The 18,008-nt window shown below is 65.6% G+C and carries 14 protein-coding genes; 7 read left to right on the top strand and 7 right to left on the bottom strand.

Features of this window, described 5'->3' with window-relative positions:
* Positions 1 to 215 precede the first annotated feature (215 nt).
* Positions 216 to 1,025, top strand: a complete 810-nt coding sequence (locus KJ554_14020) for a hypothetical protein (GenBank protein MBU0743445.1) — start codon at positions 216 to 218, stop codon at positions 1,023 to 1,025.
* A gap of 145 nt (positions 1,026 to 1,170) precedes the next feature.
* Here KJ554_14020 and arsM read toward each other — a convergent pair whose 3' ends face one another.
* Together arsM and KJ554_14010 are read right to left on the bottom strand one after the other, a co-directional pair.
* On the bottom strand, positions 1,171 to 2,013 hold the full coding sequence (gene arsM / locus KJ554_14015) for an arsenite methyltransferase (GenBank protein ID MBU0743444.1): 843 nt from the start codon (positions 2,011 to 2,013) through the stop codon (positions 1,171 to 1,173).
* Positions 2,010 to 2,357, bottom strand: a complete 348-nt coding sequence (locus KJ554_14010; protein MBU0743443.1) for a metalloregulator ArsR/SmtB family transcription factor — start codon at positions 2,355 to 2,357, stop codon at positions 2,010 to 2,012. The genes arsM and KJ554_14010 overlap by 4 nt, the downstream gene beginning before the upstream one ends.
* A 113-nt stretch (positions 2,358 to 2,470) precedes the next feature.
* Here KJ554_14010 and KJ554_14005 point away from each other — a divergent pair, with 113 nt between their 5' ends.
* Positions 2,471 to 2,770 carry a GYD domain-containing protein gene (locus tag KJ554_14005; GenBank protein ID MBU0743442.1) on the top strand — a complete coding sequence of 100 codons (300 nt, stop codon included), beginning with the start codon at positions 2,471 to 2,473 and terminating at the stop codon, positions 2,768 to 2,770.
* A gap of 396 nt (positions 2,771 to 3,166) precedes the next feature.
* Positions 3,167 to 3,853 carry a hypothetical protein gene (locus tag KJ554_14000; protein MBU0743441.1) on the top strand — a complete coding sequence of 229 codons (687 nt, stop codon included), beginning with the start codon at positions 3,167 to 3,169 and terminating at the stop codon, positions 3,851 to 3,853.
* Positions 3,854 to 3,941: 88 nt separating this feature from the next.
* On the opposite strand, the gene KJ554_13995 is transcribed toward KJ554_14000, so the two are convergent.
* The 5 genes from KJ554_13995 to KJ554_13975 all read right to left on the bottom strand — a co-directional run bounded on the left by KJ554_13995 (position 3,942) and on the right by KJ554_13975 (position 13,497).
* Complete coding sequence (locus KJ554_13995; GenBank protein ID MBU0743440.1) at positions 3,942 to 5,723, bottom strand: M2 family metallopeptidase; 1,782 nt, start codon at positions 5,721 to 5,723, stop codon at positions 3,942 to 3,944.
* Positions 5,724 to 5,766: 43 nt separating this feature from the next.
* The gene (locus tag KJ554_13990) at positions 5,767 to 7,479 is read right to left on the bottom strand and encodes a metallophosphoesterase (GenBank protein ID MBU0743439.1); all 1,713 of its coding nucleotides are present in this window, start codon (positions 7,477 to 7,479) and stop codon (positions 5,767 to 5,769) included.
* Between the two features lie 127 nt (positions 7,480 to 7,606).
* Entirely contained in the window at positions 7,607 to 10,744 is a 3,138-nt protein-coding gene (locus KJ554_13985; protein ID MBU0743438.1) for a CusA/CzcA family heavy metal efflux RND transporter, read from the bottom strand.
* Positions 10,745 to 10,753: 9 nt separating this feature from the next.
* Entirely contained in the window at positions 10,754 to 12,100 is a 1,347-nt protein-coding gene (locus tag KJ554_13980; protein MBU0743437.1) for an efflux RND transporter periplasmic adaptor subunit, read from the bottom strand.
* Complete coding sequence (locus KJ554_13975) at positions 12,097 to 13,497, bottom strand: TolC family protein (protein MBU0743436.1); 1,401 nt, start codon at positions 13,495 to 13,497, stop codon at positions 12,097 to 12,099. The genes KJ554_13980 and KJ554_13975 overlap by 4 nt, the downstream gene beginning before the upstream one ends.
* 744 nt (positions 13,498 to 14,241) lie before the next feature.
* Here KJ554_13975 and KJ554_13970 point away from each other — a divergent pair.
* The 4 genes from KJ554_13970 to KJ554_13955 all read left to right on the top strand — a co-directional run.
* Positions 14,242 to 15,288 carry a hypothetical protein gene (locus tag KJ554_13970; protein MBU0743435.1) on the top strand — a complete coding sequence of 349 codons (1,047 nt, stop codon included), beginning with the start codon at positions 14,242 to 14,244 and terminating at the stop codon, positions 15,286 to 15,288.
* Positions 15,285 to 16,367: a glycosyltransferase family 9 protein gene (locus KJ554_13965; GenBank protein ID MBU0743434.1), complete on the top strand. Its 1,083-nt coding sequence runs from the start codon at positions 15,285 to 15,287 to the stop codon at positions 16,365 to 16,367. The genes KJ554_13970 and KJ554_13965 overlap by 4 nt, the downstream gene beginning before the upstream one ends.
* Positions 16,364 to 17,518 carry a glycosyltransferase gene (locus tag KJ554_13960; protein ID MBU0743433.1) on the top strand — a complete coding sequence of 385 codons (1,155 nt, stop codon included), beginning with the start codon at positions 16,364 to 16,366 and terminating at the stop codon, positions 17,516 to 17,518. The genes KJ554_13965 and KJ554_13960 overlap by 4 nt, the downstream gene beginning before the upstream one ends.
* Positions 17,515 to 18,008, top strand: a 494-nt coding sequence (locus KJ554_13955) for a hypothetical protein (GenBank protein MBU0743432.1), incomplete at its 3' end; no start/stop codon positions are given. The genes KJ554_13960 and KJ554_13955, both read left to right, overlap by 4 nt.

The following is an 18,008-nucleotide window of genomic DNA, read 5'->3' as shown; positions in this document are numbered from 1 at the left end:
CCCTAAGCAGTACGGGAGCACCGGTCAAGATGTTATCATAAAAAGCGTTGCGTATGATATCGCATTCCTGTCCGGTCAAGGGTGGCCTGCGCGCATGTCCCGTGGTTTATCGCACGCGAAAAAATACGATCGAACCATGAAATCGCAAGTCGTTTTCTGCGGACAGGCCTCAGCCTCTGTTGTAGTGTGTCCCGATCCTACCCGGGAGGCCCGATTTGCGGAACTGGATGCTCTGGACTGCGGCCCTGCTGCTGACCCTCGTCTCGGCCGTCTATCAGCGCGTGACCGGACCGACCTACGAGGTCCGCGTCGACGCCGAATTCGCCGGCGGCGGCGTGAGGGGCGAACTGCTCCGTTCGCACGATGTCGGCTCCGATCTGCCGGTTGGGCTCGAGGTCGATACCCCGGCCGTGACGGGCCGGATCCTGTGGCGGCGGCTCGGCGCCGGCGACGGCTGGATCACGGCGCCCATGGCCCGCGAAGGGGATCGCCTGGTCGCCCATCTGCCCGCGCAGCCGGCGGCGGGCAAGCTCGAATACAGCGTGGTGCTGGCCCGGGACGACGAGACCCTGGTCGTCAGCGGTGAACGGGCCGTCGTCGCCCGCTTCAAGGGGGACGTGCCCCGGCTCGTGCTGGCGCCGCACATACTCTTCATGTTCCTGGCCATGCTGTGGTCGACGCGCACCGGGCTGGAAGCGGTCGTGGACGGTCCTCGGCGCGGGAGGATGTCCCTGACCACCCTGGGGCTGCTCGTCGTCGGCGGGCTGATCCTCGGTCCCATCGTGCAGAAATACGCCTTCGGCGCCTACTGGACGGGCTGGCCCCTGGGGGAGGACCTCACCGACAACAAGCTGGCCGCGGCCGTGCTGGCCTGGGTCTGGGCGTCCTGGCGCAGGGGGGACGGTCGCTGGCCGCGCGCCGTGGCGATCGTCGCGGCGCTGGTCGTGCTGGGAGTCTTCCTGATCCCGCACAGTTTGCACGGTTCGACCCTGGACAACACCACCTCGGCGATGGTCTCGGGCTGACACTCGCGCCTCGACGCACTGCGAGGGGACGTACACCCTGTTCTGGCTCCGGCTCTACGAGAGTCGCCAGAAAAGGGTGTGCGTCCCCTCGCTGTCCGCCCGGGTGATCCGCCCGAGACCGTCGCCAAGGTGATGTTGGCCGGTCCTAGACTTGCTTGCGTATTCTGAGACTCAGGCTCGTCACCTTGCCCAGATGCTCGGCCAGCTCGTCCAGGGACAGGCCGTGGTCGCGGGCGATGTCATCCGCGAAGGCGGTGCCGGCCAGCAGGTCGGCGCCGTACGTCTTCTCGGCGACTATTTCGATTTCACCGAAACCGGCCTCGCGGACCGTGCGCAGGTAATCCGCACGCAGCGAGGCGTTGCCCACGCAGCCGATGGTGACGTCGACACGCTCGGCGATCTCCGGCGGCAAGGCCTCTTCGAGCACGATGTCCGAGACCAGCATCCGGCCGCCGGGTCTGAGCACGCGGTACGCCTCGCGGAAGACGCGGTCCTTCTCCGGCGACAGGTTGATCACGCAGTTGGAGACGATCGCATCTATGCTGGCGTCGTCCACGGGGAGCTCCTCGATCAACCCGCGGCGGAACTCGACGTTCTCGAAGCCGCCCCGGACGGCGTTGTCGCGCGCCCTGTCGAGCATGGCCTCGGTCATGTCCACGCCGATGACGCGTCCCGTCGGTCCGACCTGCCGCGCGGCCAGCAGGGCGTCCAGGCCGGCGCCGGAGCCGAGATCGAGCACGATCTCGCCGGGTTTCAACTCGCCGAGAGCCGTGGGGTTGCCGCAGCCCAGTCCCAGATCGGCGCCCGCGGGCACGGATGCGAGCTGGTTCGCGTCGTAGCCCAGCTCGAGACTGATGTCCTGCGGCCGGGTTCGCGGGCCGCCGCAGCATCCGCCGCAGCCGCCGCCGGACGTAGCGATCCTGGCGTAACCCGCGGAAACGGCTTCACGCAGCTTCCCGGCGTCTTCGGGGCGTTTCGTGTCGGTCATGTCGACTCCTCGGGTTTGAGTGCGCAAGAGGGGCGGCAGGCGTCGAGGGCGTCGGCCAGATGCCGGAGCCGCCGGGCCAGGTCCCCGCAATCGAGGTGATAATGGACCTCCTTGCCCCGCTTGATCGCATGCACGACGCCCACATCCCGCAAGATCCGCAGATGACGCGATACCACCGAGATGTCGATGGGCAAGCCGGCGGCCAAGGCGGTCACGGTCCGGGGCCCGGGGCTATCCGCCAGCAGCAGCAGCAGGGCCGTGCGACTGGGATCTCCCAGCACCTTGAAGGTGTCCGGTTCGAGCCATTTCTGGAGATCTGAGCAGCAGGGCTGTCGTGAGGACATGTTGTGATCCTTGGTTTGCACGATTGCGTCAGTATGCAAATATAGATCCGCCTTGCGCGCGATGCAACCCCTTTTGTGCTAATATGAAATCATCCCCAGCAGGAGGTGACTCCATGTCCATCTTCGTTCTGATGACCAAGCTGGCGCCGGCCGCCATGCGCGGCGCTGAGGATCGCAAGGCCTTCAGCCGCGACTGGATGCAGAAGGTGACGACGGCCTGTCCCGACGTGAAGTGGCTGGCCCATTACGCCATCCTCGGTCCCTACGACTACATGGACATCTACGAGGCCCCCGACAATGCGACCGCCCATGTGGTCTCGATGATCTCCCGCTCGGTGGGGGCCGTGACCGCGGAGAGCTGGCAGGCCATGCCGTGGGAGGACCATCTGCGGCTGATGGAGTTCATGATCTAGTGGGCCGGTCATAGGGTGATGCACACGCACGCGAGAGGCTCCGGCTCTTCGAGAGTCGCCTTTCGCATGTGTGTGCATCCACACATGCCCTCTGCTTGAGTTGAATATGAGCGCTGGGTCTTCCGCAGGGGGAGGTTCATTGTGCCTCCCCCGAACTGCTGGAGTGTCGAGAGGACGCTTCGCCACAGATGTGATAAAACACCATATATCTTTGCCACGCCGGCCATCTTCAATCCGACACGTAACACGCTGTATCAGAATAAGATACATTCATCAAACTCCATATCTGAACAATGGTTCATTTAATGCAATTTCCTGGTCACGCGTGAATTGCCCGCGCTCGGACAGTGTCCCGAGCCAAAACGAAAAGACCTGGTATGGAAACGGAGACCCGACATGAACACCTTGAAATTCGCGACCCTGCTCGTCCTGCTCACGCTCGCCACGACAGCCTGCGCCCTCGATCAGGAAGGAGGCGTCAGACTCCTGCTGGCCACGCCCACCGGCGAATTCGGTGACGCGGTCGGTACCGAGGGCGGCGGCCTCGAGATCCACTACGGACTGCGCCCGCGGCCGTCTTTCACCTTCGGTCTCGGTCTCAACGCCATGATCTACGGCAGCGAGACCCGGACCTGCAGCCTGCCCCTGGTGGAGGACTTCGATCTGACCACGAGCAACAACCTCGCCGGCGCTTTTCTCTTCGCCCAGTGGCGCCCCTTGACCGGTGCCGTGCAGCCTTACGCCGAGGCCCGTGTCGGCCTCGGCTACCTGTGGACCGAATCCAAGCTCGAGGACGAGGACTGGTGGGACGGCGACGAGGTGGCGCGTCAGACCAATTACGACGACTTCGCCACTTTCTGGGGCGGAGCCGGAGGCCTGCTGATCCGGCTGAGCGAAGGAAACCGCGACGAGAAGAAACCCGGCGTGTTCCTGGACCTCAAGGTCAGCCACCTGCAGGGCGGCGAGGCGGAGTACCTCACCGAGGGCGATATCACGATCGTCGATAATGTGCCCGTCTACGCGCCCTCGTGCAGCGAGACCGATCTGACGGCCTATCAGCTGGGCGTCGTTCTCACGTTCTAGCACGCGCCCGACCCCGGCACGAAAACGTCGGCCGGCACCCGTGAAGGTGCCGGCCGAGCGTATCGCGATCCCGGGTGTGCGGGAGCCGTCAGTCGAAGGTCACATCCCGTCCAGCGTTCTGCTCCTCGAGCCACTCCCGCAGCGGCTGATAATACTCCAGCATGGCCCGCGAAGAGAGCGGCCCGCCGGTGGCCTCGACCATCAGCTCGCGCCAGTCGCGGGTGGCGCCCGGTCGCAGGATCTCCCGCAGGTAGGCGCCGACCTCCGGGCGCTTGTAGTAGGTGGCCGTCTGGGGCGCCTCGTGCAGGATCTCCCGGCAGATGTGATCGTGCAGCTGGTGCAGGACGACGCTGCTCAGGGCGTAGTCGTAGTACTGGGCCGGGTCGTCGCTGATGTGGGTCTTGGTCGCCGCGTCGCACCATTCCTCGCCCCGGGGCTCGGGGGGCGCCACGCCCTGGTACTCGCCCACGTATCGCCACCAGCGGGCGTTCATCTGGTCCGCGGGCAGCGGCTCCTCGTAGAAGTCGTGCTCCCAGTGGGTCATGGTGCCGCAGGCGAAAGGCAGGAACGTGACCGGTCCCAGCAACGCCTGGTTGAGCAGCCACTGGATGTGGTCGATCTGCTCGTCCTCGCCCAGCAGGTCGATCATGCGCAGGTACGACGTCTGGCTGGACACCAGCTCTATCAAGGTGCCGATGCCTTCGTGGAAGGCGCGGTTGGCGCCCGTGCGCAGCACGAACGGCACGTCGGGATTGCTGTACGCGAGGTAGTAGTAGACGTGGCCCAGCTCGTGGTGGGTGGTCTGGAGCCAGTCGAAGGTCGGCTCGACGCTCATGAGCGAGCGCACGTCCTGGTCCAGGTCGATGTGCCAGGCCGAGGCGTGGGTGTTCTTCTTGCGTTCGCTGTCGGCGCCGACGGCGTAGAGGTCGCTGTTCTCCCAGAAGCCGGCCGGCAACGGCGGGAAGCCCATCGATGTGTAGTAGCGTTCGGCCTGCGTGATGAGCCACTCCGGTGTCTTGTCCGCGACCAGGGCGTCCAGGTCGATGCCCTCGACGATGCCCGGCCAGGCCTGGGCCCACCGGTTGCCGAGCCAGTGGGCGGGCAGCCGGCGCGGCACGGGCTCGCCGTACCTGGCTGCGAGCTCGTGCCGCACCCAGCAGTGGAGCTGCCGGTAGAGGGGCATGAGGCCCGCGAGCACCTCGTCCATCAGGTCGATCATCTCCCGCGGCGTCAGGCCGTATTCGCTCACCTCGAGGGCGAAGAAGGAGCTGTAACCCATGCTGCCGGCGGTCTCGTTGCGCAGGTCGCGCAGCTGCAACAGGCCTTCGCGCAGGCTCGGACCGATCTCCTTGCTCGCTTCCCACCATGCGCGGCGCGCGGCGGGATCGGGAGCTCCGGTGAGCCCCGTCGCGATCTCGTTGGCCGTGACGGCGCGCGGCGCCTCGCCGGGCAGCTGCACGCTGAACTCGAAGCCGTAGAGGCGCTCGTTCTGGGCGGCCTCGGCCTCGATCAGGGCGGTGGTCGTCTCGGGGATGGTGCCCGGGAACTTGGCCGCGTTGAGCAGGACGTATTCGAGCTGCTTGCGCTGCTCGAAGCTCAGGCCGTCCCGCTTGAGGAACTCCTGGGCCGTCAGGATCAGTTCGGCGTTGCCGAGCTTCTCTGCGAATTCCTTCTCGGCGGCGATGCGGGCGGCGGAGGCGGCGTCGCCGATATCGACGTTGGCGTCCCAGCGCGCGCCCTCGGCCAGCCGCCAGAGGTCGCGGTACAGGATATCGTATCCGGCCAGGAAGGCGTCCAGATCGTCTGGCTGGCCGGACTGGCAGCCGGCCAGGAGCACGGACGCGGCGGCGATCAGCAGGACAATGCGCATGACTCATCCTCTCGTGGGGGGTGTGTCCGCGCAGATTACCCTATCATCGGACCAGTGTCACTTTTCTCGTCTCGACATACGTCCCGGCCCGCAGACCCACGAAATACGTGCCGGAGGGCAAGGACATGCCTTCCGTGTCGCGGCCGTCCCAGGTGACGGTCTGGGGACCGCTCTCGCGCCGGCCGTCGGCCAGAACGGCGACCTCGCGGCCCAGGGCGTCGAAGACGGTCAGGCGGCAGGCGCCGGCCGCAGGCATCGCGAAGGTGATCTCGGTGCGAGGGTTGAAGGGGTTTGGATGCGCGCTCAGCCGCGAGGCGGAGACCGCGGGCGGCGTGCCGGCCGCGTCGTCCACCTCCACGATCACCGTGGCCTGGCCGTTGGCCGGGATGTCCACGTCCACGTAGCAGAGGGCCGTCCCGCCGGTATCGTCCACCTGTGCGAGCGTGCCGCCGCTGACGATGAAGCCGGCGGCGTCCGCGGGCATGTGGATGCGCAGCCGCCCGTATTCGAAGCGCTCGCCGTAGCCGTTGACGACCTGGGCGGTGACCAAATCGTGGGTGCCGTCGTTGGCCGGGGCGTAGGTGACGCGGAGAACGTCGCCATCCTGGGCCTCGAGGGTGGGCCGCGGGTCGAACTCGCCGCTGAAGAAGCGCACCAGGCGGAACGGGCGGTTGCTGCCGCCGGCGTTGTCGGTGGAGATGTCGTAGGGCGGCGTATTATCGTCGGTGTCGCGGTGGATGTGTCCCCACAAGGACATGTCGAGGCCCAGGGACGAGAGATTGAGTTCGTTGCCGAAGTCGTAGTGGTGGAACAGGACGTTGTACAGGGCGTCGGCATCGGTGAGGTCGCCCTGCAGCCACAGCATCTGCCGTGCCGTGAAGCTCTCGGCGCCGTAGATGCTGTAACGCCAGCTGTCGTAGTTGTCGTAGGCTTCCAGCCCGACGAAGTGGACCGGGCCGTAGTCGAAGCTGTAGTTCTGCGTGTAGATGAGCTCGGCCGGCGGCGGCGCATCGAGCTTGCGCCAGCCGAAGAGGCGCCACCAGTCCCGCCGCGCGGTGCCGTCCGACGGCGGCGTGTCGCTCCAGCCGCCGACGTCGTGGTTGCCGGCGGTCAGGTAGACCGGCACTTCGAACTCGGCCAGGTGCATCTGTCCGCGGCTGTAGTAGTGCTTGTCCAGGAAATCCTCCAGCTCGCCCTCGTTGACGAAGTCGCCGGTCAGCAGCACGAACTCGGGATTGATGATGTTCACGTCGCGGGTGATCTCGCGCAGGCCCTCGCTGGTGGTGCTGTCGGTGTCGGCGCCGTCCTCGTAGTAGTACAGGTAGGTCGGCAGGTGCGTGTCGGTGATGTGCACGAAGTAGAAGTCGTCGCGCCGCTGGGGGATGACGCGCACCGCGTGGCGGGTGTTGTCGTCGAGGCCGCCGTCGGCGGTCACGCGCAGGTCGTAGATTTCGTAGACCGGGACCTCCGGCACCGCCGCCGTCAGCAGCCACCAGGTGGTCGCCGGTTCGTAGACGGCCGAGGTGACGGACAGCGGTATGTTCAAGCCGCCGCGCTCCAGCGTCGCGGTCCAGCCCGTGGTGGCGGGATTCGCCTCGCAGCTGATCGCCAGGTCCTCGCCCGGCGTGACGATTGAGGGGATGTTCAGCAGAGGTCGCTGGATGACCGTCAAGGTGTCGCCGAGCGTATAAGTCTGGGCGGAGGCGACGCCGCAAATGGTCACGAGGGTGAATAACAGGGCGAGCAGTGGGCGCATGGGCGGCTCCCGGTTGATTGTCCCGAAGGTTAATTGAATAATGATGTCACACTTTGCCGTGATATGCAATGCCGACCCTGCTTGTCTCATACCTGCTTGACGCCTCCGGGCTACCTTGAATCGACAGTCAATCAGGCAGTCTCTCTGCGCTGGTGGTGTCCGATCCCGTAGGCCGGTCTTCCGCACCTTGCCCGGTCCTGCCGGATTTCATGAGAGCATACAGAACCGGCAAGACGATCAGTGTCAGGAACATCGAGGACACGAGCCCCCCGATGACGACCGTGGCCAGAGGGCGCTGGATTTCCGAGCCGCTGCCGGTCGCGAAGATGAGCGGCGTCAAACCCAGGAGCGTCGTCAATGCGGTCATCAGGAGGGGGCGGAATCTCAAATCACAGCCCTTCATGACGGCTTCGACCGTGCTGAGGCCCTGTCTTCGCAGCTGGTTGAAGAATGTGATCAGAACGGTTCCGTTCTCCACGGCCGTCCCGAAAAGGGCGATGAATCCGATGGCGGCCGACACGCTCAGGTTGATCCGGAGCAGGAAGATTGCCAGGATGCCGCCGACGAGGGCGAACGGCAAATTCACCAGGACGAGAAAGGCACTTCTGAGGGAATCGAAGGCCAGAAAGAGCATCAGGAAGATCAAGAGAATCGACATCGGCACCACGATGGCCAGTCGCTTCATGGCCCGCTGCTGGTTCTCGAACTGCCCTCCGTAGTCCACGAAGTAGCCACTGGGCAATTCTCCCACGATGGACCGGATCCGTTCCCGGACCTCGGCGACGAAACTCCCCATGTCCCGCCCGCGGATGTTGCATTCGACGACGACGCGCCGCATGCCGTTCTCGCGACTGATCTGGGACGGCGCTTCCACCTCTTCGATCGTGGCCAGCCGGGCGAGCGGCACGCGGGGTCCCTCGGGTGAAGGGACCAGAATATTCTCCAGTGCTTCGATGTCGCGGCGGTGCTCCGCGGGGAAACGCACGAGCACGGCAAAGCGCTTCTGCCCTTCCACGATCGTCGTAGCCACCTTGCCGCCCACGGCGGTCTCGATGATCTCGTTGATATCCGCCAGGTTGATCTTGTGCCGTGCGATCGCCTTGCGGTCCACGACCACCTCCACCTGAGCAAATCCCGTGATCTGCTCCACCTTGACGTCTTCGGCGCCCTCGATGCCATTCATGACGGCCGCTATCCGATTGGCGTGTTCCCCCAGCACGTCCAAGTCCGGTCCGAACAGCTTCACGGCCAGGTCGCTCTTGATGCCGGAAATGAGCTCGTTGACGCGCAGGGCGATGGGCTGCGAGAAGGAGAGCCGGATTCCCGGAATCCGGCTCAAATCCTCTTGGATGGCCGCCACGAGATCCCCTTTGCTCCGTCCCGTGTCCCACTCGTCCTGCGGGTGGAGCATGATGAAGACGTCGCTCTGTTCCGGTCCCATGGGGTCCTCGGAGATCTCGGCGCGGCCGGTCTTGGTCACCACGGTTTCCACCTCCGGGAACTGCACCAGGAGGCGGCGTTCGATTTCGGTCCCCACCGCCATGGATCCGTCGAGCGAGGCGGACGGCAGTCGCACGATATTGATCGCGATGGCTCCCTCATTCAGTTGGGGGAGGAATTCCGTGCCGATGAACGGTATCAGCAGCAGCGACGCCGCCAGGACGGCGCCGGCTATCAGGACCGTCGTCCACCGGCGCCTCAGGGCCAGAGCCAGCAGCGGCAGGTAGGCTTTCTTGCAGACTCGGACCGGGAGGTTGTCACGCGCCTCCTTCCGTCCGCGCACGAAGAGAGAGCACAGTACGGGTACGATGGTGAAGGAGACCAGGAGCGAGCCCAGCATGGCGAAGCACATCGTCAGTGCCAGCGGACGGAACATCTTGCCTTCCATCTGCTGCAGCGTGAACAGGGGGAGGAATACGATGATGATGATCAGGATGGCAAACAACACGGGCCGTGCCACCTCGCGCACGGCGTCAAAGACGATCCGCGTACGCGGAATGCCGGCTCCCTCCTTCTCGCCCAGATGCCGGGTTATGTTCTCCGAGATGACGATGGAGGCGTCCACGATCATGCCGATGGCGATGGCCAGACCGCCAAGACTCATCAGGTTGGCCGTGACCCCCTGCAAGCCCATCAGGATGAATGCGATGAGCGCGGAAAGGGGAAGCGAGAGTGCGACGATGATCGAAGCGCGCAGATTGCCGAGGAAGAGGAACAGTACGAAGATGACGAACATTCCTCCCAGCAGGAGCGCGTTGGACACGGTGTGGATACATGCCTTGATAAGCGTTGTGCGATCGTAGAACGTGTCGATGCGCACACCATCCGGAAGGCCTGCCTGGATCTTGGGGATGGTCTTCTTGACGCTGTCCACGACGATCTTGGAGTTCTCGCCCTTCAGCATGATGACCATGCCCGCCACCCGCTCCCCTTTCCCGTCGCGGGTAACTGCTCCCTGCCTCGTCTCCGGGCCGAATCCCACCGTGGCCACGTCTTTCAGGTATATGGGCGTGCCGTCCTCGGCCTCCAGGACGATGTCCTCGATATCGGAGACGGACTCGATGAGACCCACGCTCCGCACGTAGGCCTGCTCCCAGCCTTGAACGAGGAAGTTGCCGCCGGCGTTGGCGTTGTTCTTCTCGATGGCCACCAGCACGTCGTCGAGTGTGATGCCGTATTTCAAGAGTTCATTGGGATTTACGAGCACGTGATACTGTCGGACAAAACCACCGAAGCTGTTGACTTCGTTCACACCGGGAACAGACCTGAGCTGCGGCGCAATGACCCAGTCCTGGATTGTCCGCAGCTCCATCGGGGTATGCGTGTCGCTCTCCAGGGTGTACTGATAGATCTCGCCGAGCCCGGTGCTGATCGGCCCCATTTCCGGTTCGGCCCACTCCGGGATGCCCCCCCTGGCCGACTGGAGTCGTTCGAAGACCAATTGCCGGGCCATGTAGGTGTCGACGTGATCCTCGAAGACGACGATCACCTGGGAGAGCACCGCTTTCGACAAGGAGCGGATCTGCCGCACGTCCGGCAGTCCCTGCATGGCCAGCTCGATGGGAAAGGTTATCTGCTGTTCCACGTCGACAGGAGCCAGTCCTGGCGCTTCCGTCAAGATCATCACCTGGACATTCGAGACGTCCGGAAAAGCATCGATGGGCAAGAGATTCCAGGCGAAAATACCACCGGCCACCAGCACGACGGTCGCGATCGATACCAGCAGGCGCTGGTGCAGGACGAAGTGAATCAGCCTATCCAACATCGCCGCCTCCTAGTCCGCACAACCGGCGCCCATCTTTTCGCGCAGGACATCGGATTTCAGCAGGAAGGCGCCTTCTGTGACGACCAGCTCGCCAGGCTCCAAGCCTTCGGTGATTTCAACGGTGTCGAAGAACTCACGGCCCTTCTGTACGGCGCGCCGCACATAGAGGTCATCCTGCCAGTGCTTGAAGACGAAGTGTTGGCCTTCATCTGCAAGCAGGGCCGTTTTCGGTACGGCGAGCACGTCCTCGCCGGCATCCATGCCGATCTGGATCTCGCAGAACATGCCGGGCCGCAGCAGACGGTCCGTATTATGAACCGTGGCGCGCACCTTGATCGTCCGCGTGCGTTCCTGCATGGTGGCGCCGATGTAGTCGACGTTGCCCTCGAAGAGGCGATCTGGAAAGGCCCCGACAAAGACCTTCACCGGAATCGGGTCCTCTTGTTCAGCCGCGAGCAGCTGGTGGAGATCCTGCTCGTAGATATCGGCCCATACCCAGACAGCGTCGAGATCGGCAAGGAGCATGACACTCTTGCCCGGCTCGACCAGTTCGCCGATCACGGCGTGTTTCTCGATGATGGTTCCGGCAAGGGGAGCCCGCACCGGCAGGCAGCCCATGCCCGTGTCGTTTATCTGCTCCCTCAAAGCCGCCAGGTCGTCTTCCGTGAGACCGAAAACGTGGAGCGCCTGCTTGGCCGCCTTCAGCTCGGTCCTGTGCCCCTCATGGATCATCTGGGCTTCGATCATGTCCTGTTCCGATGAAATCTTGCGCTCCATGAGCGACTGTTCCCGCTCGAAGTTCTTGCGGGAAAGCTCGGTCAGTGCGTTGCTGCGCTCGAAATCAGCGAGCATCCGGCCCAGCTCCACGCTGTTGATCTTCAAAAGGAGATCGCCTTTCACGACCCGTGCGCCGATATCCACCTGCACGCTCTCGATGATCCCGGGAATGCGCGGGCTGATATGGACAGCCGTGTTTTCGTTCAGACGGACCTCGCCGGTGACATCGAGACGGACTGCCGCATGCCGCAGGGCGACGACCTCCGTGCCGAGCAGGCCCGCCCCGGCAGAGGCTGTTTTTTTCAGCAAGGAATCCGAAACCTTCACCACGCCGACTTCGAACCGGCAGGCATCGCACTCGTACGTTGCGATCCTGTGCTCGCATCGTGCGGCAGCGATTTCATCCAGCGACATGGCCAGGGGATTCTCACCCTCCTCGCCATGTTCGTGCCCTGCGTGCTCATCACCTTGCACCGCCTGATTTTCGCCATCCGCATGGCCGTGGTCGCAAGCCCCCAGGAAAAAGACGAGCACGGCAAAGAGTGCCGGCACGCTGCTGACAGGAAGAATCCTCCTCACGGCCGTTCCTCCGTTTCTGCTTTCCGCGTTTCGCTCAATGCATCGAGTGGTGTTCCGACAAGACTTTCCACGATCGCCACGGCCCTGTGATATCGGGCCAACGCATCGAGCAGCCCTACCTTTGCTTCGAAAAAGGTGCGCTGTGCGTCGAGCACATCCAGATAACCGAACTTCCCCTGCTGATAGCCGTCCCGGGCGGCCTCGAAAGCCTGGTCCGCGGCGGGGACGATCTCTTCCCTGAGGCCGAGCGCCTCGGTGCGGGCGGCCGACAAGGCTTCGTACGACTCCACAAGAGCGGTTACCGCCTGAACCTCGCTGTACCTCTTCTCATGGCTGGACTGTGCCTGCCGATAGCGGGCCTCGGCCAGGCCGCCCTGGTTGCGGTCGAAGAGCGGTATGGGCAGGCTGAGACCGAAGGTGAAGGCGCGATCGCCCGACCCGGAGAAGTGTTGAGCGCCTGCGCTCACGGTCAGATCGGGCACTCGCGCTGCCCGTGCCGAGGCGATGGCGGCGAGGCGATGCTCCATCTCTTCGGTCCAGCGAGCGACTTCGGGATTCCGCTGGATGAGGGTCTTGATCGCCTCGTAGGGGGGTATCTCCGTCACCCGGTCCAATGCGCCCGTTGCGAGCGAGAAGTGGGGTGATGTGCTGCCCCAGGTTGCGGCAAGCCGCTGTCTGGAAGCATGCAGATTGCTTCTGGCCCGGGAAAGTTCGATTTTGGCGTCGGCCCGTTCGATGGCGGCTTTCGTCCTCTCCAGCGGCGAGACCTTGCCTGCCATGACGCGCTCGGCCACCACGTTGAAGGTCTCCTCCGACAGGTGCAGGAAATCCTCCGCAAGCCGGAGTCGATCCTGGGCGGCGAGGACATCGATGAAACCGAGCGTGGCGTTCGTCAGAACAGCCAGGCGCATGGCCTCGTGGTCCCAGGCCCCGAGTGTCCCCTCTGCGGCCGCCAGACGACTTCGTGCGGCACGCTTGTCACCGAGTTCGACGAGCTGGCTCAGACGAATCGAAGTCTCGGCCGCAGCGAGAGCCCGGCGCTCGCCGGTGCCCGCGGCCTCCGCGACTCCCATCTCGGTTTCCGGATTCGGCAGCAGGCCGGCTTGTCGCGTTCGCGCTTCACCGATGCGTACGTTCCAGGACGTCGCCGCCAGTTTCGGATTGTGACGGAGAGCCAGGACCAAAGCGTCACGAAGGCTCAGTTCGTCCACGGGTTCCTGAAGCTCCGGAAGCAGCGCGCCGGGCGAATCGGGCTCCGATGGAGCTTCATGAACAACCATCTCCAGCCCCAGCGGCCGGCGCTGGGGCCGGGCCGGTTCGTATCGCGAAGTCGAACATCCGGCAGTGGTCGTGATCAACAGGATGATGAGAAAATGTTTCAGCCGCCTCGAGTCCATGGTTTTCCTCCGAACCCGGTACCTGTCTCCATGCAGCCTCGGCTCGGAGTACCGAACCGCAAAGCCACGCCATGCTTCGCATACGCAAACAGCCACAGCTGTGCCCATGGAATATGGATTTAAACGGTATGGTATTAACAGAGAAGAGGAAGGGCGGAGGCAGGAACAGGAAGGTGGAAGATCCCCGGCTGCACGGCAGCGATGCCGGTCGTGAGACAGGTATAAACCGAGGAGCTGACCAGCCTGTCGGGAATCGCCGCGCCGTCAGCAGGCGCCGAGTTTGCTAAGATATCGTGGTCGCTGTCGGTGCTCAGAACGACTTGCGTGTTGCAGGGATCATCCGCGCAAGCCGATCTACTCCCACAATTCGACTCCGAACCACGAGGGCAGATATGCTCCAGAACACCCAGCATGCATGCCGAGGGCGCCAGAAGGAAGGCCCAAAGGGCCGTGAGAAGAACAAGACGCTGAACACTCATAGTTACCATGAAATAACACGTTACCGTCCAATCCGCAACTCGCAGGCAACGATACGGCCACAGCTCCGATGTATCGGGACATACGCCAGCCCACGTTCGCGTCGTCCAGGTCCGACGCGTGGTCCCACGGTGGGTTGACGATCTCGTGCGGCGGCTTTTCAAGGGATGATCGGGTCGGTCCGTCCGTCTCTTGTGCTTTACCGCGCCTTCCGATATGTTCGTCGTACCAAGACAACGATTTACGATGCGACGAAGGAGAATCCCCTTGGCGCGCCGCGGTGTTCCGATCCTCATCGCCCTTTCGCTCGCTGCCCTGACCGTCCGGGCCGGCGTGCCGGAGGGCCTGTGGGTGGCGTGGGGCACCGAGACATACAATCTCGAGCCGGGTGAGTCGGTGCAGTTCAGGGTCGAATTCGACGACATCCCCCTGCGCGCCTGGATCCTCACCGTCGAAGGCGATCAGCGCCTGTGCGATCTCAACGTGCTGCGCCTCGGCAACAACCAGCTCGTCTACCAGAAGCACGACGAATCGCGCCACAGCGTGCGCATCCCCTGGGGAACCGGCGAGGCGGTGGCGGTGACCGTCACCGCGGACACATCCGTCGGCGGGCTCTTCACGATCAAGTTTCTCGGGCCCCCCGCCGATCAGGCCGAGCGCGCCTACGGCGACAAGATCAACCGCGCCCTGGAGCATCTCGAGGCGGGCTCCGACAGCGGCGCCGAGGTGCTGCTGCGCGACGTCATCCGTGAGGACGGGGACGAGGTGGGCCTGGCGGCCCTACTGCTGGCGGGGCTCCTGAAGGACCGCGGCGAACTGGACCGGGCCGTCGCCATGCTGGACCTGGCCCTCCACTACGAGTTGCCCGAGGGGTTCGCGGAGGTGGAGAAGCGGCTGCACGCTCATCTCGCCGCGGCCACGCGCAGCGTGCCGCCCGAACTGCGCGAAGCCGACCGTCTGCTCGCGGCCGGCGACCCCGACGCGGTGGTCGCCCACTGCGAGCGATGGCTCGAGTCGCTGGCGCAGGACGAATCCCGGGCGTGGGAGCGCTGCGAAGCCCTGCGGCGCATCGGGCGCGCCCACCAGGAGCGCGGGCGGCAGGTGCGGGCCATGGAAGCCCTCAACTCCGCCTTGCGCGAGGCGCGCGAACCGGGGCAGAAGGCCCTGGTCTTCCATCGCCTCGGCCTGCTGCTGCTGGACATGGGCAACGCGGACCAGGCGCGGCGCGCGCTCGAGGCCGCGCGGGAGCTGGGCCTGCCGCCGGATCTGAACGCGAATGCCGAGGATCTGCTGAGCCTCTTCAACGAGGAATGAACGACATGGACGTCCGGCGCGACTGTCTGCATTTCCGCGGCGACATCCCCTGCCGGCCCCACAAGGACGAGGGTGTGCATTGCGGGGATTGTCCCGCCTACGTCCGGCGCGAGGGCCGCATCCTGATCATCAAGCTGGGCGCGGCGGGCGACGTCATCCGCACCACGCCGCTGCTCGTCCCCTTGCGCCGCGACTACCCCCGCCACCGCATCACCTGGATCAGCCAGTTCCCCGACCTGTTGCCGTCGGAGGTGGACGACCGTCTGTCCCTGGACACGGCCGCGATCCTCTGGGCGCGGCACACCGCGTTCGATCTGCTGATCAACCTGGACAAGGACCGCGAGGCCTGCGCCCTGGCCCGCGAAGTCGAGGCCCGCGAGAAGCGCGGCTTCCTGCTGGGCGAGGACGGCTTCTGCGGGCCCTGCGACGACGGTCCCGCCCGCGCCAAGTTCCTCACGGGCCTCTTCGACGACGTCAACCGGGCGAACACCCTGACCTACCTGCAGGAGATCTTCGCCATCTGCGGCTACGCGTTCGCCGGCGAGGAGTACGTGCTCGATCGGGCGGCCGCCGCGCCCGCCTTCGAACTGCCGGTCGAGGGTCCGGTCGTCGGCCTGAACACCGGTTGCGGCGGTCGCTGGACCAGCCGGCTGTGGCCCGAGGAACACTGGGCCGAACTGGCGCGCCTGCTGGCGGCCGACGGCTGCTGCGTGATGCTGCTGGGCGGTCCCGAGGAGGACGCGAAGAACCGCCGCCTGGCCGCGGCGACCGGCGCCTTCTATCCGGGCCTGTTTCCGCTGCGGGAGTTCACGGCCGTGATGAACCGCTGCGACGCGGTGGTGACGGCCGTGACCATGGCCATGCACCTCGCGATAGGACTGGGCAAGCAGCTCGTGCTGTTGAACAACATCTTCAACCCGGCCGAGTTCGAGCTCTACGGGCGCGGCGAGATCGTCGCGCCGCCGCAGGACTGCAAGTGCTTCTTCCGGCCGCGCTGCACCCAGCCGACCTTTTGCCTGGAGACGTTGACGCCCCGGACGGTCCGCGCCGCCGTCGTCCGCCGGCTGGAGGCGGGATGAGACTGGGCCTGCTGGGACCTGCGCCGCCCTTCCGCGGCGGCATCGTCACCTACGTGGCCATGCTGCACCGCGCCCTGGGCGAGCGGGGCCACGCGATCCACTGGGCGGGATTCCGCCGCCAGTATCCCGGCGCGATCTTCCCGGGCAGCAGCCAGACCGGCGACACCGCGCCCTGGATGCCCCGGCCAGATTCCCTGCGTTTCACGCCGTGGTCCCCCCGGAGCTGGCGACGGACCGCCGACGACCTGCTCGGCGCTGGTGTCGAGGCCGTGATCGTCAAGTACTGGCTGCCTTTTTTCGCGCCGGGCTTCGGCGCGGTGGCGCGCAGGCTGCGCGGGCGCGGCGTGCCGGTCGTCTACATCCTGGACAATGTCGTCGCACACGAGAGGTACCCCTTCGCCGCGGCGCTGACGCGCTGGGCCCTGGGACCCGCCGCCGGCTACGTGGCCCAGAGCGGCCAGGTGCGGCGCGACCTCTTCGCCATCCTGCCCGGTGTGGACCCGGCCCGGGTGCGCGACTGTCCCCATCCGGTCTACGATTTCGGCGTGCCCGGACGCCCGCGCAAGACCAGGCCCGAGGCGCGGGCGGCCCTGGACCTGCCCGCCGACGCGCGCGTGGTGCTCTACTTCGGCTTCATCAAGGCCTACAAGGGCGTCGAGCACCTGATCGACGCGGCGCCCCTGTTGCGCGGCCGGTACGGCGACGCCCTGCGTCTGCTGATCGTGGGCGACGTCTACGGCGACGCACGGCCCTACCGGGAGAGGATCGCCGGCTGCGGCGCCGCCGACATCATCCGTTTCGTCGACGGCTACGTGCCCGACGACCGGGTCGAGGACCACTTCCTGGCCGCCGATCTCGTGGTGCTGCCCTACGTCTCGGCGACCCAGAGCGGCATTGTGCAGATCGCCTACAACTACGACAAGCCGGTGGTCTCGACCCGCGTGGGCGGGCTGCCCGAGGTGGTGCTGGACGGCCGCACCGGCTACCTGGTGCCGCCGGGCGATCCGGCCGCCCTGGCCGCGGCCGTCGCGCGCTTCTTCGACGAGGACCGCGCGGCGGACTTCGCCGCCGCCGTGGCGGTGGAGAAGGAGAAGTACGGCTGGTCGCGCATGGTCGATACGCTCGAGGACCTGATCGGGGCGGCCTCTTGAAGGCCCCGCGCACGGACCGCCGCCTGCTGCCGATCCTATTGCTGGCCTCGCTGCTCCTGCGCCTGGGCGGGGTGGGCGTCGCCCTGCTGATGGACGTCCATCCGGTCAACGACGAGTGGGGCTACAGCAACCGCGCCCACGGCTGGGCCGCCATCTACGGGGATCTGCTCACCGGCCACCGGCCGGATCCCGCGCACTGGGACCGGGCCTACGAGGACGGGTTCCAGCCCCCGTTGCATCCCATGGCCCTGGGGGCGGCCTACGCCACGGGCCTGGCGCCGGGCGTGGCCGGCCGGGTGCTCAATGCCCTGTTGACGGCGCTGGCCACGCCGCTGGTCTTCCTGCTGGCGCGGCGCGTGGCCCCGCGGCCGGCGGCGATCGCGGCCGCCGGCCTGCACCTGCTCTACCCGACGTTCACCTTCTTCGCCCATTCCCTGTGGGCGGAGCCCCTGTTCGTCTTGCTGTTGCTGGGCGCCGCCGAACGCGCGCT

It is taken from the genome of bacterium (assembly GCA_018814885.1).
GTDB lineage: Bacteria > Krumholzibacteriota > Krumholzibacteriia > LZORAL124-64-63 > LZORAL124-64-63 > JAHIYU01.
The sequence above is the reverse complement of the archived record's forward strand: the minus strand, read 5'-3'. Positions and strand labels throughout refer to the sequence as shown.